Source organism: Candidatus Methylomirabilota bacterium, from assembly GCA_035764725.1.
Classification (GTDB): domain Bacteria; phylum Methylomirabilota; class Methylomirabilia; order Rokubacteriales; family CSP1-6; genus DASRWT01.
Map to the genome: position 1 here is coordinate 208098 of DASTYT010000047.1, position 18494 is coordinate 226591.

The following is an 18494-nucleotide window of genomic DNA, read 5'->3' on the forward strand; positions in this document are numbered from 1 at the left end:
GCCAGTGTATGGAATTCCGCCCGTCAGTGGAAGTCGTGGGAGGGGACGGCCCCCATCTGCATGTCCAGCCGCCAGAGGCGCTCGGCCCGCACGGAGATGACGTGATCCTCGTGCTGCAGCGTGCCCTCGACGAGCAGGAAGGGCTCGGACGTGAGGAGCACGCGATAGCGGGCGAAGAACTGCGGCCGCACGATCACGTTGATGAGCCCGGTCTCGTCCTCGAGGTTCAGGAAGACGAAGCCCTTGGCGGTGCCGGGGCGCTGACGCACCACGACCGCCCCCGCGACGCGCACCGCGCTGCCGCCGGGCAAGCCGGCGAGATCAGCGGCGCGCACCACGCCGGCGGCGGCGAGCCCGCGCCGGCGGAGCGCCAGGGGATGCGGCCCGATGGAGAGATCCGTCCCCTCGTAGTCCGCGACCACGCGCTCCTCCACCGTCATGCGCCGCAGCGGCGAGGGCGAGAGCGGATTGGGCAGCGCGGCGTAGAGCGGCCCGGTGGGCCGGATGGCGCGCTCGCCCTCCCAGAGGGCCTGGCGGCGCTCGAGCCCGAGCCCGCGGAGCGCCCCCACCTCGCCGAGCCGCGCCAGCTCCTCGCGGTTCACGTCGCTGCGCCGCACCAGATCGGCCACCGAGTCGAAGGGCCGCTCCGCGCGGGCGGCTTCGATACGCTTGCCGATCTCCTCCCGGAGCCCCTTCACGTAACGGAGCCCGAGCCGGACCGAGCCGTCGCCCTCGATGGCGCAGAGCCAGCCCGACCGGGTGACGTCGATGGGCCGGAGCGCCTGCCCGTGTCGCTGAGCGTCCCGCACGATGGTGGCGGGGTGATAGAAGCCCATGGGCTGATTGTTCAGGAGCGCGGCGTAGAAGGCGGCGGGGTGATGCGCCTTCATGAACGTGCTCGCGTAGGCGAGGAGGGCGAAGCTCGCCGCGTGCGAGTTGTGGACGACGAGATCGTTGGCGATGAAGTTGTGATCGCCCTCGACGGAGAGGTCATAGGTCTCCTGGATGTCCACTGCCTCGATTGCCACAACAGAGTCCCAGTACACATCAGAGCTCGCAAGACGGCTTAACACTGGAGACTCGAAGCATTCTCCCAGTCGAGCTACTACCCACCGCCGATATCCCCGCTTGGATTGATCGGGGGAACAGAGTGCTCGCGGGGACAGTCCCGTCCGCTCCTGGATCTCATTCCATGTCATCCCAGCTCGTACACGAGACCCATTGATGATCTCGTGTATCGCCACTGGAATGACATCTCGAGAGGAACATTTGCTCATGCCTGGTCGCGTGAGCACATTGGCCAGGGATCGCTTTCGTTCGCTCAAGAATTGACGAGCGATCAGACGATTGAACTCCTGAAGATTGTCATCTCCAGTAACCGTCACAATGAAACTTGTGACCTGACGATCACGATATGGTCTGGTCCGTTCGTATATGCGAGCCACCATCCCCAGCCGGAGGAGAAGATGCTGCACGTCCTTCGCGAGCTGGCGAGACGCCGTATCGTAGGATGCATGACGAGCACGCGACAGCGTGCCATCTCCCTCCCACAATCGGGCAAGAAGAATGGCGAGATCCTCGTCATGAAGTGTGAACACTTCCTCAGGGAGACGCTTGGCGTGAGCATTCACGCCCCAGAGCCCCAGGCGCTTAGCCCACTCGACCACACCATTCGGCCGTGACAGCTCTCTGCGGCGTGTATGAACACTGAAGCAGCTCCGGTGCAACGCCACCGTCGCCTGCGTATTGTCGAACTTCTCCACCGCCGCGACGAATTCATCTCGGTGCTGAGCATCCGTCGTGTAGAAGTACGGCGTGCTCGGATGACACAGATTCCCTTCGGCGATGAGATCCGCGAGAACGACGAGCTCATGACGGGGCCACCGACGCTCCCCTAGACCAGGCAGCGTACGTGGCGCCGCGATCTGATCCCCCACGCGCAGATGCCCCAGCGGGCACCAGCCGTCCAGGGTCAGGAGCGGGTGCTCGGCGGTAGCCGTCACCTCGCGGCCGAGCGCGGTGCGTAGCCGATAGACCATGCGCGGGCCGCTGGACGTCGCGGCCAGGACCCGGCGCTTGTGAAGCCGGAGATCTTCGCCGCAGGCCAGGGTGTGGGCGAGCGAGGCTCGTCCGGTCACGACGTCCTCGATCTTCACGCGCCGGCCCGTGTCCGCATCGATCACCCGCGTGTCGCCCACCACGCACTCCGGAAAGCCGTACAGCGCGAAGGCGGTGATGGAGCGGATGATGGCCTCGGCGGGCTCGCCGGTGATGCCCTGGCGGGCCATCCCCGCGCGGAGCTTGGCCTCGATCTCGCCCATGGCGCGCACGGAGCGCTTGAAGCCGAGGGCGCGGCGCAGCTCCTCGGCCTCGCCGCCGGTGAAGCCGGCGGTGGCCATGGCCATGCGCAGCAATTGCTCCTGAAACAACGGAACGCCCAGTGTCCGCCGCAGGATGGGCTCGAGCGAGGGATGCGGCACCGTCACGGGCTCGCGGCCGCCGCGGCGGCGCAGATAGGGATGCACCATGTCGCCCACGATGGGGCCGGGGCGGATGATGGCCACCTGCACCACGAGGTCGTAGAAGCGCTCGGGGCGCAGGCGCGGCAGCGTGGCCATCTGCGCGCGGCTCTCCACCTGGAACACCCCCACGGTGTCGGCCTGCTGCAGCATCGCGTATACCGTGGGATCGTCGGCCGGGAGCTGCGCCAGGTCCACGATGTTGCCGCGCGCGGCCAGCATCTCGATGGCGTCCTGGAGGAGCGACATCATGCCGAGCCCCAGGAGATCCACCTTCACGATACCCAGCGCTGCGCAGTCGTCCTTGTCCCACTGCACGACGGAGCGGCCCGGCATGCTGGCGGGCTCGAGCGGCACGACGCCGTCGAGGCGGCCCTGGCAGATCACCATGCCGCCCGAGTGCTGGCCGAGATGGCGCGGCAGATCCTGGATGGCCGTCCAGAGCTCGGCGAAGCGCTGGATGCGCGGGTGCGCGGGATCACAGCCCGCGGCGGGCAGATGCGTCAGCAGGGTATCGCCGGGGTCCTTGTACTCGAACTCGGACACGAAGCGGCTCAGCCGCTCGATGAGATCGGGGGGCAGCCCCAGTGCCTTGCCGACCTCGCGGGCGGCCAGGCGTCCGCGATACGTGATGACGTTAGCGGTCATGGCGGCGCCGAGGCGGCCATAGCGCTCGTAGACGTACTGGATCACGCGCTCGCGCCGGTCACCGCTGGGGAGATCGAGGTCGATGTCCGGCCACTCGCCCCGCTCCTCGGAGAGGAAGCGCTCGAAGAGAAGCTCCATCCCCACCGGATCGACGGCGGTGATGCCGAGCGCGTAGCAGACGGCGCTGTTGGCCGCCGAGCCCCGCCCCTGCACCAGGATGTTCTCGCGGCGGCAGTACTCCACGAGGTCCCACACGATGAGGAAATAGCCGGCGAGGTCGAGCCGGGCGATGAGATCCAGCTCGCGCGCGATCTGCTTGCGTGCGCGCTCGGCGAGCTTGGGATCGCGCGCGTAGCGCACGCGCCGGCCCGCCTCGGCGAGATGGCGCAGGAAGCCGATGGGCGTCTGGCCCGGCGGCAAGGGGTAGTCGGGGAAGCGATAGCCCAGGTGCTTGAGCGTGAAGGCGAGACGGATGGCGAGCTCGCCTGAGTTGGCCACCGCCTCTGGGCAATCGGCGAAGAGGCGCTCCATCTCCCGCGTCGGCCGGAGATGGCGCTCGCTGTTGTCGGTGAGCAGGCGCCCCGCGCGGTCGAGTGTGGTGTGGTGGCGAATGCAGGTGAGCGCGTCCAGCAGCGGGCGCTGGCCGCGCTCGGCCAGGCGCGGGGCATTGGTGGCGAGCAGCGGCAGGCCGCCGCGCGCTGCCTCGCCGCGCAGCCACTCGTTGCGCGCCTCCTCGGCACGGCGCAGGCGGCGCTGCAGCTCCACGAACACGTTGCCGCGGCCGAACAGGCCCACGAGCCGATCGAGCCGTGCTCGCGCGGCGTCCGCGCCGCCCGTCTCCAGCGCCAGCGCCAGGGGCCCGTCACCGCTGCCCGTGAGGCAAACCAATCCCGCCGCGTGCTCGGCAACTTGGTCTAAAGTCACCGCAGCCTCGCTCCGCGAGGCAACCATTTCCATATCCGCTCGCCTCGCCTTCGGCTGCGGCTCGCCAAACATCTTCATCTTCGTGATGAGCCGGCAGAGGTTCTGATAGCCCTCGGGGCTTTCCACCAGCAGCGGCAGGCGCCCGCCCTCGGCGAGCGTGACCTCGGCGCCGACCAAGGGGTTGATCCCCACGCGCGTGGCCGCGCGGTAGAAGCGCGGGGCGCCGTAGAGGCCGTCGCGATCGAGGAGGGCCAGCGCCGGCTGCTCGAGCGCGGCGGCGCGCTCGGCCAGCGCCTCGGGCAAGGCCGCCCCCTCGAGGAAGCTGAAGGCGCTCCGCGCGTGGAGCTCGACGAACACGGTCGCCCTTCCGCGCCGCTAGGCCGGCGGCCGGCGTGGCGCGACGTGGGACGCGAAGGTGCGCGGCTCGATCAGGCCGAGCAGCTCGGCGAAGCCCTCGCGGAGCACGTGGGTGGGCCGCACCTCCGCCTCCGCCCGGGTCTCCGAGCGGGTGAGCATCGCAGGCGTCCAGTGCGTGACCCGACGCAGCAGCGCATAGCCGGGCCGGCCGCGCACGTCGCCATAGCCGGCGAACACGTCGACCACGCCCGCCGCCTGTGCCATCGCGACGTCCTTGACGAGGCTGTCGCCGACGTAGACGGCCTCGCCGGGCGCGGCGCCCAGCTCGTCCAGGATCCCGCGCAGCACCGCGGCGTCCGGCTTCCACGCGCCCGCGCGCGTGTGGCGGTGCACGGTGGCGCCGAGGCGGTAGTGCTCGGGCGGATAGCGGCGAATGGTCTCGGGGGTGGCACCGTCGGGCAGCGCGTGATCCGGCGGCGAGTAGAGCGTATCGAGCACGCCGTCGAGCCCCAGCGCGCGCACGCGGTAGGCAGCGTAGTACGCCAGCGACTCCGTGTAGGCGATCACGCGCATTCCCGCCGCGCGCAGGGCGCGGAGGGTGTCGAGCACGCCGGGGTAGAGGCGCAGCGTGCCCCGCCGCGCCGCGCGATAGGCCTCGATGGCGCCCGCGTAGCGCGCCCTCAGATCTACATCTGGGTGGCGCGCCCGCAGCGACGGCAGTGCCTGGATGACGAAGGCGTACTCCGTGGTGCCGTGCTCCTGATGGAGCTGGTAGATCTCGCGCTCCAGCGTCTCGCGCGGCACCCCGCTGTCGGCGACCAGGCGCTCGAGCATGGCCCCGAAGGCGGCGTGCCACATCGCGAGCCAGTCGAAGAGGGTGTTGTCCATGTCGGTGACGAGGACGCCGATGGCGGGCCGGCCCATGCGTCAGCGTGGGCTCCGGCCGGGTGAGCCCCGGAAAGACCGGAAGAACGTCCGCAGCTCCTCGGCGAGGAGCGCCGGCTCCTCCGCGGCGATGAAGTGGCCGCCCCGCGGGAGCTCCACCCAGCGGCGGATGTCGGCATAGCCCCGCTCGGCGCGCTCGCGCGGCGGATGCTGCACCTCCTCGCGAGTGAGGGCCACGCCGGTGGGCACGTTGATGCGCGTGGTCATGCGGCGAGGCTCGCGCGCCCGCTCGTAGTAGGAGCGGTTCGCGGCATTGGCGGTCTCGGTGACCCAGTAGAGCGTGACGTTGGCGAGGAGGAGATCGCGCGAGAAGTAGCGCTCCACGTCGCCGGCGGGATCGGTCCACACGCGCCACTTCTCCACGATCCACGCGGCGAGCCCGGCCGGCGAGTCGTGGAGGCCGTAGGCGAGCGTCTGCGGCCGGGTCTCCTGGATGGCGTTGTAGCCCGCCTCCTCCCGCATCCAGCGTGCCTCCACCTCCTCGAAGGCGCGCTCGGCCGCGGTGAGCGGCTTGGCGTCCTCGCCGATCACCGGCCCGGGAAAGGTCGGCATGAGGGTATGGAGCGCGATCACCCGCTCGGGCGCGTCGTAGGAGAGCCAGCCCGAGATCACCGCGCCGATATCGTTGGCGTGGAGGGCATAGCGCGCGTAGCCCAGGCCTTCCATGAGCCGCGCCCAGAGCCCGGCCACGCGGCTGCGCGTCATGCCGCGGCCAGGCCGGTCGGAGAAGCCGAAGCCGGGCACGGACGGCACGATGACATCGAAGGCGTCCGCGGGATCGCCGCCGTGCGCGCCGGGATCGGCGAGCCGCGGGATGATCTCGAGCATCTCCACCACGGAGCTGGGCCAGCCATGCGTGATCAGGAGCGGCAGCGGCGCGGGCCCGCGGCCCCGCACGTGGATGAAGTGCACGCCGGTTCCCTCCACGTCGGCGCGAAACTGGGGGAAGGCGTTGAGCGCCTGCTCGTGTCGGCGCCAGTCGAAGCGCGTGGCCCAGTACTGCATCAGCTCGCGCATGTAGGCGAGGTTGGCGCCGTAGTCCCAGCCGGCGCCGTCCACCTCGTCGGGCCAGCGGGTGCGAGCGAGGCGGGCCCGCAGATCGTCCAGCGTGGGCTGCGGCACGTTCACCGTGAAGGGGCGGATGTCCATGGGGTCCTCGATCAGGGGTCCAGAAGTCAGTCGTAGATACCTTCGAGCACCCAGGCCGAGCCATCGTGCGCGAGCCGGCCCAGGGTGCCATCGGCCAGCTCCACGTCCCATTCGTCGGAAGCCCAGCGGTTCTCCAGCCACCACTCGCCCGAGCTACGCCACGGCCCCGCGCTCGCCACGATGGGGCCGGCGAGCCCGGCGGCGCGGAGATGCACGGGCCGGCCGCCGATGAGTCGCACCTGCGCCGGCCGCGGCGGGCGGCAGCGGCGCAGGGCGAGCGTGCCCCTCGCTCCCTCTCCATCCGTGCTCTTGGCTTGGTTCAGCAACGCGGCAGCATTCAGTGGCTCCAGCCGCAGCGAGTCGGGGCGATGGCTGTCGAGCAGCACGGGCACGCCGAGATTGCCCGGCCCCACCAGCGCGATGACGCGCGCCACCGTCTCGGCGAGCGTGCGCGGGCTGGGCCGCCCGTCGCCGTCCAGCGGCTCCTGCGAGGCGGACACGCGCACGGGCTGAGCGCGCAGAGCGAGCGCGGTCACGGGAGCCGGCGGCGGCTCCGCAGCGAGCGTGGCGCGGAGCACCGCCATCACCGCGCGCGCCTCGTGCGTGGGCACGGGCGGGACGAAGGCGCCCTCGACGGTGCGCGCCGTCTCCCTCACCCGTGTGACCAGGCGACACGACCACTCGAAGCGATCGGCGGCGAGCGCCTGCGCCTCGAGCCGCGCGCAAAGCCGCTCGGCGCATTCGGCGAAGAGGCCGAAGAGGGGCTCGAGATTGTCGAGCGCCCAGTCGAGCTCGCGGGTCTCCTCGAAGCGGGGCGGTGGCCGCCAGGGATCGAGCGGGCGCAGATCTTCTCCACGCGCGAGGGCCTGAAGCCGCGATCCCTCGGTGCCGAGCCGCTCGGCGAGGTCGCGGCCAGGCAGATCGGCCAGCTCGCCGAGCGTGCGAATGCCCCAGCGGGCGAAGCGCTGCGCCATCTCGAGCGAGAGATCGAGAAGCGCGATGGGCGCCGCGCGGAGATGGGCGGCGTCGGCGCCGGGCGGGACGCAGACGCACTCCTCCGCGCGACGCGCGGCCAGCCGCGCGGCCACACGGCTGCCCGCGATGCCGACGCGCGCGTGAAGGCCGGCCACGCGCGCCCGCGCGGCCATCCGTCGCGCCAGCGCCGGCTCGTCGCCGAACAGCGCGCCGAGCCCGGCGACGTCGAGATATACCTCACCCGGTCCCGCCTCCTCGACCCGCGGCGAATGCACCACGCCCACCTCGAGCAGCGCCTGCTGCGCCGCCGTCTCGTGGGCAGGCACGCGCTCGCGACAAATCACCTCACCGGGACGGGCCTGCGCCGCCGCTTCCGTCATGCCCGGCAGCACACCGAGCGCACGCGCTTCCGCGCTGGCCTCGATCACCAGGCGCCCGGGGCGCGCCCCGTCGAGCACGGCCAGCGGGCGGCCGGCGAGCGCGGGCTCGACGCGTACTGCCGCCGCGGCGGCGAAGCGGCGGACGAGGAGACAGCCGATGCGTCTCAGAGATGCCATGCGAGTGTCCATCGCGCATCGGTCGAAACCGCGGGAAGAAACGGGGACGAGGCGCGCGTTTTCGCGACTTCCACTCGCGAGCCGATGCCCTCGAGCCGGGTGGGCCGCGGCGCCCCCATCCAGCGCGCGGAGCCGCGCGTCACGCTCAGCACGAGCGCGGCCGCGCTGCCCGCGAGATGCAGCGAGGCATGGAGCACCAGCCGCGTGGGCGTGTCGCGCACGGCGCGCTGCAGGCGAATCCAGGTGGCCGCGCCCAGGCTCGACAGGCGGCGCTCGGACGGCTCCGTGGGATCCGTGGAAAGATCGAGCACCACCCAGGCGAAGCCGCCGGAGCGCGCCAGCAGCTCGGCCGCGCGGCAGGCGGCGTCGGGCCGGCGGCCCGCGCGCACCCAGAGCAGCGAGCGCAGGGCGGCGCCGGCGGCGGCCGCGCCGGCGGGATCGAAGCTATCCGATCCGTCGACGAGCGCCACCAGCGCGCCGGCCGCGGTCGCGTGGGCGAGCAGGCTCGTGACGAGGCTGCTGCCTCCCGCGGACCGGGGGCCGACGATCTCGCTGAGCTGGCCTCGGGGAAACGCCTCCAGCAAGGAGGCCGCGCTCCCCTCGAGACCCCACCCTGGCGGGGGCAAGGACTCTTTCTGTATGGCCATTGATCGGGGCTCGGTCGTGCTGAGTGGCCGTATTACACATCAGGTGTTGAGTACAGGCAAGATTCAAGATACGGGGTATCACCCATAGCCCCTCTCCTAGATGTAGGGCCCGAGGGCCGTGCTCGGACCGTGCTACCCTGCCGCCGTGACCAAGCGCGAGCGGGTGATGGCGGCCCTGCGCGGCGACCCGGTGGACCGCGTACCCCTGGCCTTCTGGCTGCACAACTTCGCCACCGAGAACTCGGCCAAGGGTCTCGCCGACGAGACGCTTCGCCTCCTGCACCGCTTCGACTGGGATTTCTTGAAGCCCCAGTCGCGCGCCCAGTGCTTCGCCGAGATGTGGGGCCTGACCTTCACGCCGTCGCGGGACAAGGCCCGCCCGTACACGGTGACCGACGTGCCGGTGGCGGACGCGGCCGGCCTCGCCGCGCTGCGCCCCGTGAATCCCGAGCAGGGGGCGCTCGGCGAGCAGCTCGAAGCCCTCCGACTGATCCGCGCCGCCGTCGGCCCCGACGTGCCGATCATCTGGACCGTCTTCTCGCCGCTCATGGTGCTGCCGATGCTGGTGCCCGGGGGCCGCGAGCAGGCCCTGGCCCTCGCGCGGTCGGCCCCACGCGAGACGGAATCGGCCCTGGGCGCCCTGGCTGTCACCCTCGCGCGCTACGCCAGGGCGTGTCTCGCCGATGGGGCGGACGGGCTCTTCTATGCGACCAACATGGCCACGCGCGAGCTCATCAGCGCCGAGGAGTGTCGCCGCTGGCAGCGGCCTTTCGATCTGCGCGTGCTGGAGGCGGTGGAGGAGGCGCCCTTCAATCTGCTCCACGTCTGCGGCGCCGGGATCCACTTCGACGAGTTCGCCGACTACCCCGTGACGGCGTATTCCTGGGCCACGGTGCCCGGCAATCCGACCCTCGAGACCGTGCACGTGCAGACCGGCAAGGCGGTGGTGGGCGGGCTCCCTGCCAAGCCGGAGATCGCGTCGATGAAGGCCGAGGAGCTCGAGCGTCGGGCACAGCGTGCGATCGCCGAGATGAGCGGGCGCTGGCTCCTGCTCGGTCCCGACTGCTCGATCAATCCCGACACGCCGGACGCGCTGATGGCGATACGCCCATGACCAGCTTCCACGTCAACGGCCGCGCCGTGCAGGTCACGGTCGACGCGGACACGCCACTGCTCTGGGCGCTGCGCGATGAGCTGGGGCTCACGGGCACCAAGTACGGCTGCGGGGCCGCGCAGTGCGGCGCCTGCACCGTGCACCTCGACGGCCAGGCCATCCGCTCCTGCGTGACGCCCATCACGGCCGCGGAAGGCCGGCAGGTCACCACCATCGAGGGTGCGATGGGCTCAGGCGCGACGGGGCGGGAGGCGCGCGCGGTGCAGGAGGCCTGGAATCGGCTGGACGTCGTGCAGTGCGGGTTCTGCCAGCCCGGCCAGATCATGTCGGCGGTGGCGCTCCTCTCCGCGATCCCCCGGCCCACCGATGCCGACATCGACGCCGCCATGACCGGCAATCTCTGCCGCTGCGCCACCTATCAGCGGATCCGCGCCGCGATTCACGAAGCGGCGCAGAGCCTGTGACGCCGACCCGCCGTCAGTTCCTCGAGGGTGTGGCCGCCTTGGGGATGGGGCTCGTCGTGGGGGTCCGGCTCGAACCCGCGCAGGCCCAGCCCGGCGCGCCGGCACCCGGCGTGCTCGCGCCGAACGCCTTCGTGCGCATCGCGCCGGACAACACCGTCACCATCATCGCCAAGCACATCGAGATGGGCCAGGGCGCGCATACCGGCCTCGCCACCCTCGTCGCCGAAGAGCTCGACGCGGATTGGAGCCAGATCCGCGTCGAGGCCGCACCCTCGGATCCGACCCGCTACAACAATCTGGCCTGGGCGCCCCTGCCCGCGCAGGGCACGGGCGGCAGCACGTCCCTGGCGAACTCGTGGGAGCAGCTCCGGCGGGCCGGCGCCACCGCGCGCGCCATGCTCGTGGCCGCCGCCGCCCAGCGCTGGAGCGTGCCCGCGTCGGAGATCACGGTGGATCGCGGCGTCGTGGCGCACGCCCCGAGCGGGCGCCGCGCGACCTTCGGCGAGTTGGCGGCGGACGCGGCCCGACAGACCCCGCCGAGCAACGTCAGCCTGAAAGATCCGAAGGACTTCAAGCTCATCGGGCGCCATGCGCCGCGGGTGGACTCGCGCCCCAAGACGGACGGGTCGGCCACGTACACGCTCGATGTGCGGCGCCCCGACATGCTGACCGCCGTCATCGCCCGCCCGCCGCGATTCGGCGCGACCGTGCGCTCGTTCGACGCCACCGAAGCGCGACGGGTGAACGGCGTCACGGATGTCGTCCAGGTGCCGGCCGGTGTCGCCGTGGTCGCGAAGGGGACCTGGGCGGCCATCAAAGGACGGCGCGCGCTTCGCATCGACTGGGACGAGCAGGCCGCGGAGCGGCGCGGCTCCGAGGAGCTCTACGCGCACTACCGGACGCTCGCCCTGCAGCCCGGGGCGGTGGCGCAGGGGCAAGGGGACGTGCCGGCGGCCATGGGGAGCGCCGCTCGTGTGCTCGAGGCAGTGTACGAGTTCCCCTACCTTGCCCATACGCCCATGGAGACGCTCGACTGCGTGGTGGAGCTCCGCCCCGACGGCTGCGAGATCTGGCTGGGCTCGCAGGTGCCGACCCTCGATCATCAGACGGTGGCGGCGGTGGTGGGCCTCCCGCCGAGCAAGGTGCGCGTGCACACGCTGCTCGCCGGCGGCAGCTTCGGCCGCCGCTCCACCGCGCGCAGCGAGCTGGTGGTCGAGGCGGCCAGCGTCGCCAAGGCCCTGGGCGGCGCGCGGACCGTGAAGCTCGTGTGGACGCGCGAGGACGACGTGCGCGGCGGCTTCTACCGGCCGCTCTACACGCATCGGCTGCGCGCGGGGCTCGATGCCGCCGGCAACGTGGTGGCGTGGGCGCACCGCATCGTGGGGCAGTCCATCGTCACCGGCACCCCGCTGGCGCCCCTTCGCGTCCGGGGCGGCATCGATCTCACCTCGGTGGAGGGCGCCGCGAATCTCCCCTACGCCATCTCCAACACGCTCGTCGATCTCCACTCGCCCACCGTCGGCATCCCGGTGCTCTGGTGGCGCGCGGTGGGAAGCACGCACACCGCGTACTCCACCGAGGCCTTTCTCGACGAGCTGGCCCGCGCCGCCGGCCGTGATCCGCTGGACATGCGCCGCGCGATGCTCGGACGGCATCCGCGACATCTGGCCGTGCTCGATCTCGTCGCGCGGCAGTCGGGCTGGGGCCAGCCCTTGGCGCCGGGCCGCGCCCGCGGCGTGGCCGTGCACGAGTGCTTCGGGAGCGTGGTGGCCCAGGTCGCCGAGGTCTCGCGCGGCGCCGACGGCCTGCCCCGCGTCGAGCGCGTGGTGTGCGCGGTGGATTGCGGGATCGCCGTGAACCCCGACGTCGTCCGCGCCCAGATGGAAGGCAGCATCGGCTTCGGGCTCGGCAGCGCCCTCTGGAGCGAGATCACCGTGGTGGACGGCCTCGTGCAGCAGTCCAACTTCCACGACTTCCGCATCCTGCGCATCGACGAGATGCCGCGCGTGGATGTGCACATCGTGCCGTCGGCGGCGCCGCCCACGGGTGTCGGCGAGCCCGGTGTGCCCCCCATCGCGCCCGCGGTGGCCAATGCCTGGCTGGCGCTGACCGGCCAGCCGGTGCGCCGCCTACCCTTCTCTCGTCTCGCCCGCGCGGGGCGCGCGTGACGTCCCGCGTGCGCCGCGCCGCCGCGGTCGCCATCGCGCTCGCCGCGGGCGCGCTGGCGGCGGGGGCGGGCGCGCAGGACCCCGTCGCGCTGCAGGGCCCCGATGCCTTCGTGTCCATCGGGGACCGCGCCCAGCGCTCGATGGCCCTCTTCACGGAGGCGGGCAAGGTGCTCCAGCACCCGCGCTGCCAGAATTGCCATTCCAGCGACGAGCGCCCGCGCCAAGGCGATGACGGCCGGCCGCATCTGCCCGCGGTGCGGCTCGGCGCCGATGGCTTCGGCGCCGCGGGCCTGCGCTGCCCCGCCTGTCACGGCGAGGCGAACTTCGACGCGGTCGGGATGCCCGGGATGACGAACTGGCACCTGGCGCCCGTCTCCATGGGCCTCCGCGGCCGCTCCATCGGCCAGATCTGCGCCCAGCTCAGGCAGCAGGACAAGGACGGCACGCTGCCGCTGCCAGACCTCGTCGGTCACGTCACCCGCGACCCACTGGTGATCTGGGCTTGGGGTCCGGGGCCAGGGCGCCGGCCCGCCCCCGGTACGCACGAGACCTTCGTGGCCTTGATGCGAGCCTGGGTGGATTCGGGCGCGGAGTGCCCGGCAGCGGATCGGTAGATAGGCTCGCCCCTCTCTCGCGATCTCTGCTGCTCGGGCCCTGAGGGCGATTTCCACTCGGTAGAATCTCACGTCATCGATAGGGCCCGTTCGACGGCGGAGCCGATAAGTGCTGGCCACTCCTCGACATCGATCGGCACACTCCACGAGCTTGGAGCCGGCATCGCGATTGCTCTGAGTCATCCGAGCCGAAACCGGGGGTGGGGCGGTGGGCAAGCGCAGTCGAGTCGCGGGCGTGCTCGCGGTCGGTAATGCCCTTCTCCTCGTGGTCGGACTCGGGCTCCCGTCCCGGGTGACCGCTCAGACCCCGGCGCAGGGACAAACCCTGGCAATCCTCCTGCTCCTCGGCCTCGGCCCCCGGCCGGGCGCGCAGCAGGCGATACAGGGACAGAAGCCGGCCCCCGCGAGCATGAGCGCCGGGACCGATCGGCGAGCCCACGACAAAGCGGCGAAAAAGCCTCAGCGCCCCGAAGGCGGCCCCGGCCGGGTGACCTACGACGAGGTGAACGGGCGGAAAGTCGCGCGGACGGTCGAGTCAGCGAGGCCTCCCGCGGAAGGCAAGATGAGCGCTGCCCTTCCCCTCGCCGCTCCCGCCATCCGGTGATCCAGCCTCCTAGAGCCGGAAGCGGACCGTGATGTCCTCCGGACGCTCCGAGTAGGGCGGAATCTCCTCGGCGGGATCGAAGGCAATGGGCAGGATGAGGAGGGCCGGCCCCGCCGCCTTGCGCGTCGCCGCCAGCGCCGCGGCGAGCGCCGCGGGCTCGGCCACCGTCGCCACGTGGCCGATGCCGGAAGCGCGGGCGAGCGCGCCCCAGTCCACCGGCGCGCCCGGCAGCATCTGCCCGCCCGACGACTCGTAGTGGCCGTTCAGCCAGAGGACGCACGTGAGATTCGACGGGCAGGCCGCGGCCACGGTGGCCAGCACATTGGGGCTCATCAGGAGCGAGCCGTCCCCTTCGAGCGCCACCACGTGGCGCTCCGGGCGCGTCAGCGCGATGCCGAGGGCGAGCGGGATGGCGGCGCCCATGGAGTCGCACAGCGCGAAGACGGGCGCGGGCACCGTCATGTGCGGGAGCCAGCGGGCGTTGGCGCCCAGGCACGACACGAGCACGTCCTGCGGCATCAGCGCCGCCACCAGCGCGTCCAGAAAGGGCTTGCGCGGGATCACGCGAGGTCCTCACCGCTGATGAGAAGCACGAAGGGCCCGCGCGACTCCACGGAGAACTCCACGCCGCGCTTCACCTGCGCCGCGAGATCGCCCTTGCCGTCGGCCAGGGCATGCGGGAGCCGCCATGCCTGCAAGGTCGCCTGGGTCACACGGCCCTTGGGCGCGTGGTAGTAGACCGGGTCGCGGTGGTCGCCCCGCAGCGACACGATGAAGAAGCAGGGCAGCCGGTAGAGCTCGACGAGGCCCGCGAGGATGCCGCCGCAGTTGAGGAGCCCCGCGTTCTGGATGAGCACGGCGCCGCGGCCGCCCGCGAGGTTCGCGCCGCAAGCCACCGCCACCGCCTCTTCTTCCCGCGCCACGTCGACCGCGCGCACTTTCGCCGACGCGCGCACCGCGGCCATGATCTTCCCGATCCACGTATCCGGCACCGAGGCGGCGAGGGTGACCCCCGCGTCCTCGAGCCCCCGGACGATCGCCGCCGCGCCGCTCATCGGACCCGCCTCATCCGCTGATCACCGCGGTGGATTTCGAGCCGCCGCGCGCGCGGCGGCCTCGACCGCTTCGACGATGAAGTGGTAGCCGGTGCACCGGCAGAGATTGCCCGCGAGCATCTCGCGGATCTCGTCCGGCGTCGGATGAGGATGCTCCTTGAGGAACGCGTGGGTCGTCAGCAGGATGCCGGGCGTGCAGTAGCCGCACTGAAGCCCGTGCTTGTCCTGGAAGGCTTGCTGGAGTGGCGCCAGCCCCTCGTCCGGCGTGATGCCCTCCACGGTCGTGATGGCATGGCCGCCCGCCTGCACCGCGAGCATGAGGCACGAGCGCACCGGCTCGCCGTCCAGCAGCACCGTGCAGGCGCCGCAAACCCCGTGCTCGCAGCCCACGTGGGTGCCGGTGAGATCCAGCACGTCCCGGAGACAGTCGGCGAGCGAGAGGCGGGGTTCCACCTGCACCTCGTGCTCAAGCCCGTTGACCAGGAGCCGCACCGCGCGCGTCATGCCGCCCTCCGGCAGCGCCGGACCGCGTCCATCAGGGTGCGCTCGGCAAGCACCGCGGCCACATCCTGACGATAGCGCGCGGAGGCGTGGAGATCGCCCTCAGGGCTGAGCGCCGCCGCCGCCGCGCGCGCCGCCGCGCGAACACCGACCTCGGTGACGGGCTGCCCGGTGAGCGCGGCCTCCGCGGCGGCGCCGCGCACCGGCGTCCCGCCCACGCCGAAGAAGGCCAGGCGCACGCCCGCGGCGCGTCCCGCCGCGTCCTGCCACAGCAGGGCGGCGGCCCCCACGAGCGCGAAGTCGCCGTGGCGGCGCGCCACTTCGGCGAAGCCCCATCCGGCCTCGGGCCGCGGCAGGCTGAAACGTGCCTCGGTCACCAGCTCGTCGGCACGGAGCGAGGTGGTGAGCGGCGCGCGATAGAGCGCACCGGCGGCGACGGTACGCTCGCCCTGCGGGCCGCGCGCCACCACCTCGCCGTCGAGACAGAGGAGCAGCGCGGGCAGCTCGGACGCGGGATCGGCGTGCGCCACGCTCCCGACGACCGTGCCGCGGTTCCGGATCGCGGTGTGGCCCACGTGACGCAGGGCCTCGGCCATGAGCGGCAGCCGTGTCACCGCCCAGCGCGCGGCCGCGGCCTGCCGGCGCAGCGCGCCCACGTGAACGCGGCCGCCGGCCTCGCGGAGATAGTCGAGCTCGGTCGCGCCGTTGATGTCCACGAGCATCGCGGGCCGGGCAAGGCGGAGATTGAGCATGGGCATCAGGCTCTGGCCTCCCGCGAGGATCTTGGCGTCGTCGCCGTGCTGGGCCAGCGCCGCCACCGCCTCGGCCGTGCTCGCCGCCGGCGTGTAGTCGAAGGGCGCGGGCTTCACGGGCGCGCCCCCTGCCCCGCCGACGATTCCGCACGCTCGTGCGCGGCACGGATGAGGCCCAGCACGGTGTCAGGACCCAGCGGCGCGCGTGTCACCCGCACGCCGAGGTGCGCGAGGGCATCCTCGACGGCGTTGGCGATGGCGGCGGGCGGCGAGATGGCCCCGCCCTCGCCGATCCCCTTGATGCCGAGCGGGTTCCGCGGCGACGGGTACTCGAGATGCACGGTCTCGATCGGCGGCAGCTCCATCGCGGTCGGGACGAGATAGTCCATGAAGGTGCCGGTGAGGAGCTGGCCCTGCTCGTCGTACACCATCTCCTCGAGCAGGCCCCCGCCCACGCCCTGGGCCACGCCGCCGTGGATCTGCCCCTCGACGATCATGGGATTGATGAGCTTGCCGCAGTCGTGCGCCACCATGTAACGGAGGAGGCGCACCGCGCCGGTGCCCGGGTCCACTTCGACGTGGGCCACGTGCACCGCGCTCGTGTAGGTCACGGTGGGCTGATGGTGATACACCGTGGCCTCGAAGTCGGCCGTGACGGGCCCGGGCTTCGCGAACGTGGGCAGCGCCGAGCGAATCACCCGCTCCAGCGGCACCGACGAGGCCGGCGTGCCTCGAACACCCGCCATCCCGTCCGCGATCTCGACGTCACCCGGCGCGGCCTCCAGCAGTGCGGCAGCGGCCGCGGTGAGCTTCTCGCGCACCTTGCCCGCCGCGTCGAAGATCGAGCTGCCCGCGTTCACCGCGCTGCGGCTCGCGAAGGTGCCGACGCCGAAGGGAATGGCGGCGGTGTCCCCGCCCACGACGGTGACCCAGTCGAGCGGGATCCCGAGCACGTCCGCCGCCACCTGCGCGAACGAGGTCTCGTGCCCTTGCCCCTGGCTGCAGGCCCCGGTGGCGACGATCGCCCGCCCGGAGGCGTCCATCCGCACTGTCGCGCCCTCGTACGGCCCGATTGCGGTGCCCTCGACATAGCCGGAGATGCCGATCCCGCGGAGTATGCCCCGCTCGCGCCGCGCCGCCGCCTGCTCGGCGCGCAGCCGCTCGTACCCGATTGCGTCGAGCGCGGCGGCCAGATTGGCGCGGAAGTCGCCACTGTCGTAGACGAGGCGATTGCCGTCGCGATAGGGAATGTCCAGCTCGTAGGGCAAGTCGGCGGCGGAGAGATAATTCCGCCGGCGCAGCTCGGCGGGATCCATGCGGAGCTCCCGCGCGAGACAGTCCACGATGCGGTCCATCGCGTACACCGTCTCCGGCCGGCCCGCGCCGCGGTATGGCGCGTTGGGCGTCTTGTTGGTCACCACGCCCTGACATTCCACCTCGAGGGCGGGCACCCGATGCGGCCCGAGCAGATGCGCCACCGTGTTGTACGGCAGCACGATGCCCCACGAGTTGTACGCGCCCAGATCCACCCAGATCCGATCGCGGAGCGCCAACATATTCCCTTCGCGCGTGGCGCCGAGCTCGATGTCGTGCACCTGATGGCGGGCGTGGGCGGAGGCCAGCATGTGCTCGCGGCGATCCTCCGTCCACTTCACCGGCCGGCGGCAGGCGATGGCCGCGGCGGGAATCAGGAGATCCTCAGGATAGCCGTTGGCCTTGGTGCCGAAGCCCCCACCCACGTCGGGCGCGATGACGCGGATCTTGTGGGCGGGGAGGCCCAGCGCGGCCACCAGCCCCTGCTGGACGAAGTGGACGACCTGGGTACCGTTCCAGGTGGTGAGGGTCCCGTCGCGGACGTCCCACTGCGCGAGCACGCCGCGCGTCTCCATGGGCATGCCGACATAACGCTGCACGTAGAAGCGCTCACGCACCGTCACCGCCGCCGCGGCCATGGCACGCGCGGCGTCGCCGAAGCCAGTCTTGAAGCGCAGCGCCACGTTGTCGCCCCAGGCCTCGTGGATCACGGGCGCCCCCGGCTCGCCGCCCGCCACCATGTCCACCACCGCGGGCAACGGGTCATAGTCCACCTCCACGAGCTCGGCGGCGTCCTCGGCCAGGGCGCGGCTGTCCGCCACGACCATGGCCACGATCTCGCCCACGTGGCGCACCACGTCGCGCGCCATCGCGAGCTGGCCCACCTGCTTCATCGTGACCTCCACGCGTGCAGCGAGGCCGGGCGGGATGGCGCCGAAGAGCGGCAGCGGCTTCATCCAGCGCTCGAGGTCGGCGAACGTGAAGACGCGGAACACGCCGGGGCGTCGCGCCGCCTCGTCTGATCTGATGGCGCGCACGGTGGCGTGCGCGTGGGGGCTGCGCACGAAGGCCGCGTGAAGCATGCCGGGCAGCTTCATGTCGTCAACGAAGCGCCCCTCACCTCGGAGCAGGCGCGGATCCTCGCGCCGCGGGACCGACGCGCCGAACAGCTTGGCTCCCATGCTGAC

General features: G+C 71.9%; 15 protein-coding genes. 5 read left to right on the plus strand and 10 right to left on the minus strand.

Going from position 1 to position 18494, the window contains the following annotated elements; translation table 11 throughout:
• Positions 1-23: 23 nt before the first annotated feature.
• From dnaE to VFX14_08015, 5 genes are read right to left on the minus strand one after another with little or no spacing between them, the layout of a single operon-like run.
• Complete coding sequence (dnaE, locus tag VFX14_07995) at positions 24-4448, minus strand: DNA polymerase III subunit alpha (protein HEU5189615.1); 4425 nt, start codon at positions 4446-4448, stop codon at positions 24-26.
• Between the two features lie 18 nt (positions 4449-4466).
• Positions 4467-5372: an HAD family hydrolase gene (locus VFX14_08000; protein ID HEU5189616.1), complete on the minus strand. Its 906-nt coding sequence runs from the start codon at positions 5370-5372 to the stop codon at positions 4467-4469.
• A gap of 3 nt (positions 5373-5375) precedes the next feature.
• Complete coding sequence (locus VFX14_08005) at positions 5376-6542, minus strand: epoxide hydrolase (GenBank protein HEU5189617.1); 1167 nt, start codon at positions 6540-6542, stop codon at positions 5376-5378.
• Positions 6543-6568: 26 nt separating this feature from the next.
• On the minus strand, positions 6569-8074 hold the full coding sequence (locus VFX14_08010; GenBank protein HEU5189618.1) for a DNA polymerase Y family protein: 1506 nt from the start codon (positions 8072-8074) through the stop codon (positions 6569-6571).
• A complete protein-coding gene (locus VFX14_08015) occupies positions 8062-8721 on the minus strand; it encodes a hypothetical protein (GenBank protein HEU5189619.1) in 660 nt (219 codons plus the stop codon). The genes VFX14_08010 and VFX14_08015 overlap by 13 nt, the downstream gene beginning before the upstream one ends.
• 145 nt (positions 8722-8866) lie before the next feature.
• Here VFX14_08015 and VFX14_08020 point away from each other — a divergent pair, with 145 nt between their 5' ends.
• From VFX14_08020 to VFX14_08040, 5 genes are all read left to right on the plus strand, one after another.
• Entirely contained in the window at positions 8867-9835 is a 969-nt protein-coding gene (locus VFX14_08020) for a uroporphyrinogen decarboxylase family protein (GenBank protein HEU5189620.1), read from the plus strand.
• The gene (locus VFX14_08025; GenBank protein HEU5189621.1) at positions 9832-10299 is read left to right on the plus strand and encodes a (2Fe-2S)-binding protein; all 468 of its coding nucleotides are present in this window, start codon (positions 9832-9834) and stop codon (positions 10297-10299) included. Before VFX14_08020 ends, VFX14_08025 begins: the two co-directional genes overlap by 4 nt.
• Positions 10296-12467, plus strand: a complete 2172-nt coding sequence (locus VFX14_08030; GenBank protein HEU5189622.1) for a xanthine dehydrogenase family protein molybdopterin-binding subunit — start codon at positions 10296-10298, stop codon at positions 12465-12467. Before VFX14_08025 ends, VFX14_08030 begins: the two co-directional genes overlap by 4 nt.
• Positions 12464-13081 (plus strand): Isoquinoline 1-oxidoreductase subunit, encoded by a 618-nt coding sequence (locus tag VFX14_08035; GenBank protein HEU5189623.1) that lies wholly within the window; start codon positions 12464-12466, stop codon positions 13079-13081. Before VFX14_08030 ends, VFX14_08035 begins: the two co-directional genes overlap by 4 nt.
• A gap of 208 nt (positions 13082-13289) precedes the next feature.
• Positions 13290-13685 (plus strand): hypothetical protein, encoded by a 396-nt coding sequence (locus VFX14_08040; protein ID HEU5189624.1) that lies wholly within the window; start codon positions 13290-13292, stop codon positions 13683-13685.
• Between the two features lie 9 nt (positions 13686-13694).
• Here the strand turns inward: VFX14_08040 and VFX14_08045 are convergent, their stop codons facing one another.
• The 5 genes from VFX14_08045 to VFX14_08065 are packed head-to-tail and all read right to left on the minus strand — an operon-like array spanning position 13695 to position 18488.
• Positions 13695-14249, minus strand: a complete 555-nt coding sequence (locus VFX14_08045) for a thiamine pyrophosphate-dependent enzyme (GenBank protein ID HEU5189625.1) — start codon at positions 14247-14249, stop codon at positions 13695-13697.
• Positions 14246-14740, minus strand: coding sequence for a thiamine pyrophosphate-binding protein (locus VFX14_08050; protein HEU5189626.1), 495 nt, complete (start codon positions 14738-14740; stop codon positions 14246-14248). Before VFX14_08050 ends, VFX14_08045 begins: the two co-directional genes overlap by 4 nt.
• 21 nt (positions 14741-14761) lie before the next feature.
• Positions 14762-15244 carry a (2Fe-2S)-binding protein gene (locus tag VFX14_08055; protein HEU5189627.1) on the minus strand — a complete coding sequence of 161 codons (483 nt, stop codon included), beginning with the start codon at positions 15242-15244 and terminating at the stop codon, positions 14762-14764.
• Positions 15241-16110 (minus strand): FAD binding domain-containing protein, encoded by an 870-nt coding sequence (locus tag VFX14_08060; protein HEU5189628.1) that lies wholly within the window; start codon positions 16108-16110, stop codon positions 15241-15243. The genes VFX14_08055 and VFX14_08060 overlap by 4 nt, the downstream gene beginning before the upstream one ends.
• Complete coding sequence (locus VFX14_08065) at positions 16107-18488, minus strand: xanthine dehydrogenase family protein molybdopterin-binding subunit (GenBank protein HEU5189629.1); 2382 nt, start codon at positions 18486-18488, stop codon at positions 16107-16109. Before VFX14_08065 ends, VFX14_08060 begins: the two co-directional genes overlap by 4 nt.
• Between the last annotated feature and the right edge of the window lie 6 nt (positions 18489-18494).

What these genes read in the sequence shown, in the direction of transcription:
- VFX14_08055 (HEU5189627.1), bottom strand. Translation starts at nt 15,244, where the DNA reads ATGACGCGCGCGGTGCGGCTCCTGGTCAACGGGCTTGAGCACGAGGTG.
- VFX14_08015 (HEU5189619.1), bottom strand. Translation starts at nt 8,721, where the DNA reads ATGGCCATACAGAAAGAGTCCTTGCCCCCGCCAGGGTGGGGTCTCGAG.
- VFX14_08065 (HEU5189629.1), bottom strand. Translation starts at nt 18,488, where the DNA reads ATGGGAGCCAAGCTGTTCGGCGCGTCGGTCCCGCGGCGCGAGGATCCG.
- VFX14_08005 (HEU5189617.1), bottom strand. Translation starts at nt 6,542, where the DNA reads ATGGACATCCGCCCCTTCACGGTGAACGTGCCGCAGCCCACGCTGGAC.
- VFX14_08050 (HEU5189626.1), bottom strand. Translation starts at nt 14,740, where the DNA reads ATGAGCGGCGCGGCGGCGATCGTCCGGGGGCTCGAGGACGCGGGGGTC.
- VFX14_08010 (HEU5189618.1), bottom strand. Translation starts at nt 8,074, where the DNA reads ATGGCATCTCTGAGACGCATCGGCTGTCTCCTCGTCCGCCGCTTCGCC.
- VFX14_08025 (HEU5189621.1), top strand. Translation starts at nt 9,832, where the DNA reads ATGACCAGCTTCCACGTCAACGGCCGCGCCGTGCAGGTCACGGTCGAC.
- VFX14_08000 (HEU5189616.1), bottom strand. Translation starts at nt 5,372, where the DNA reads ATGGGCCGGCCCGCCATCGGCGTCCTCGTCACCGACATGGACAACACC.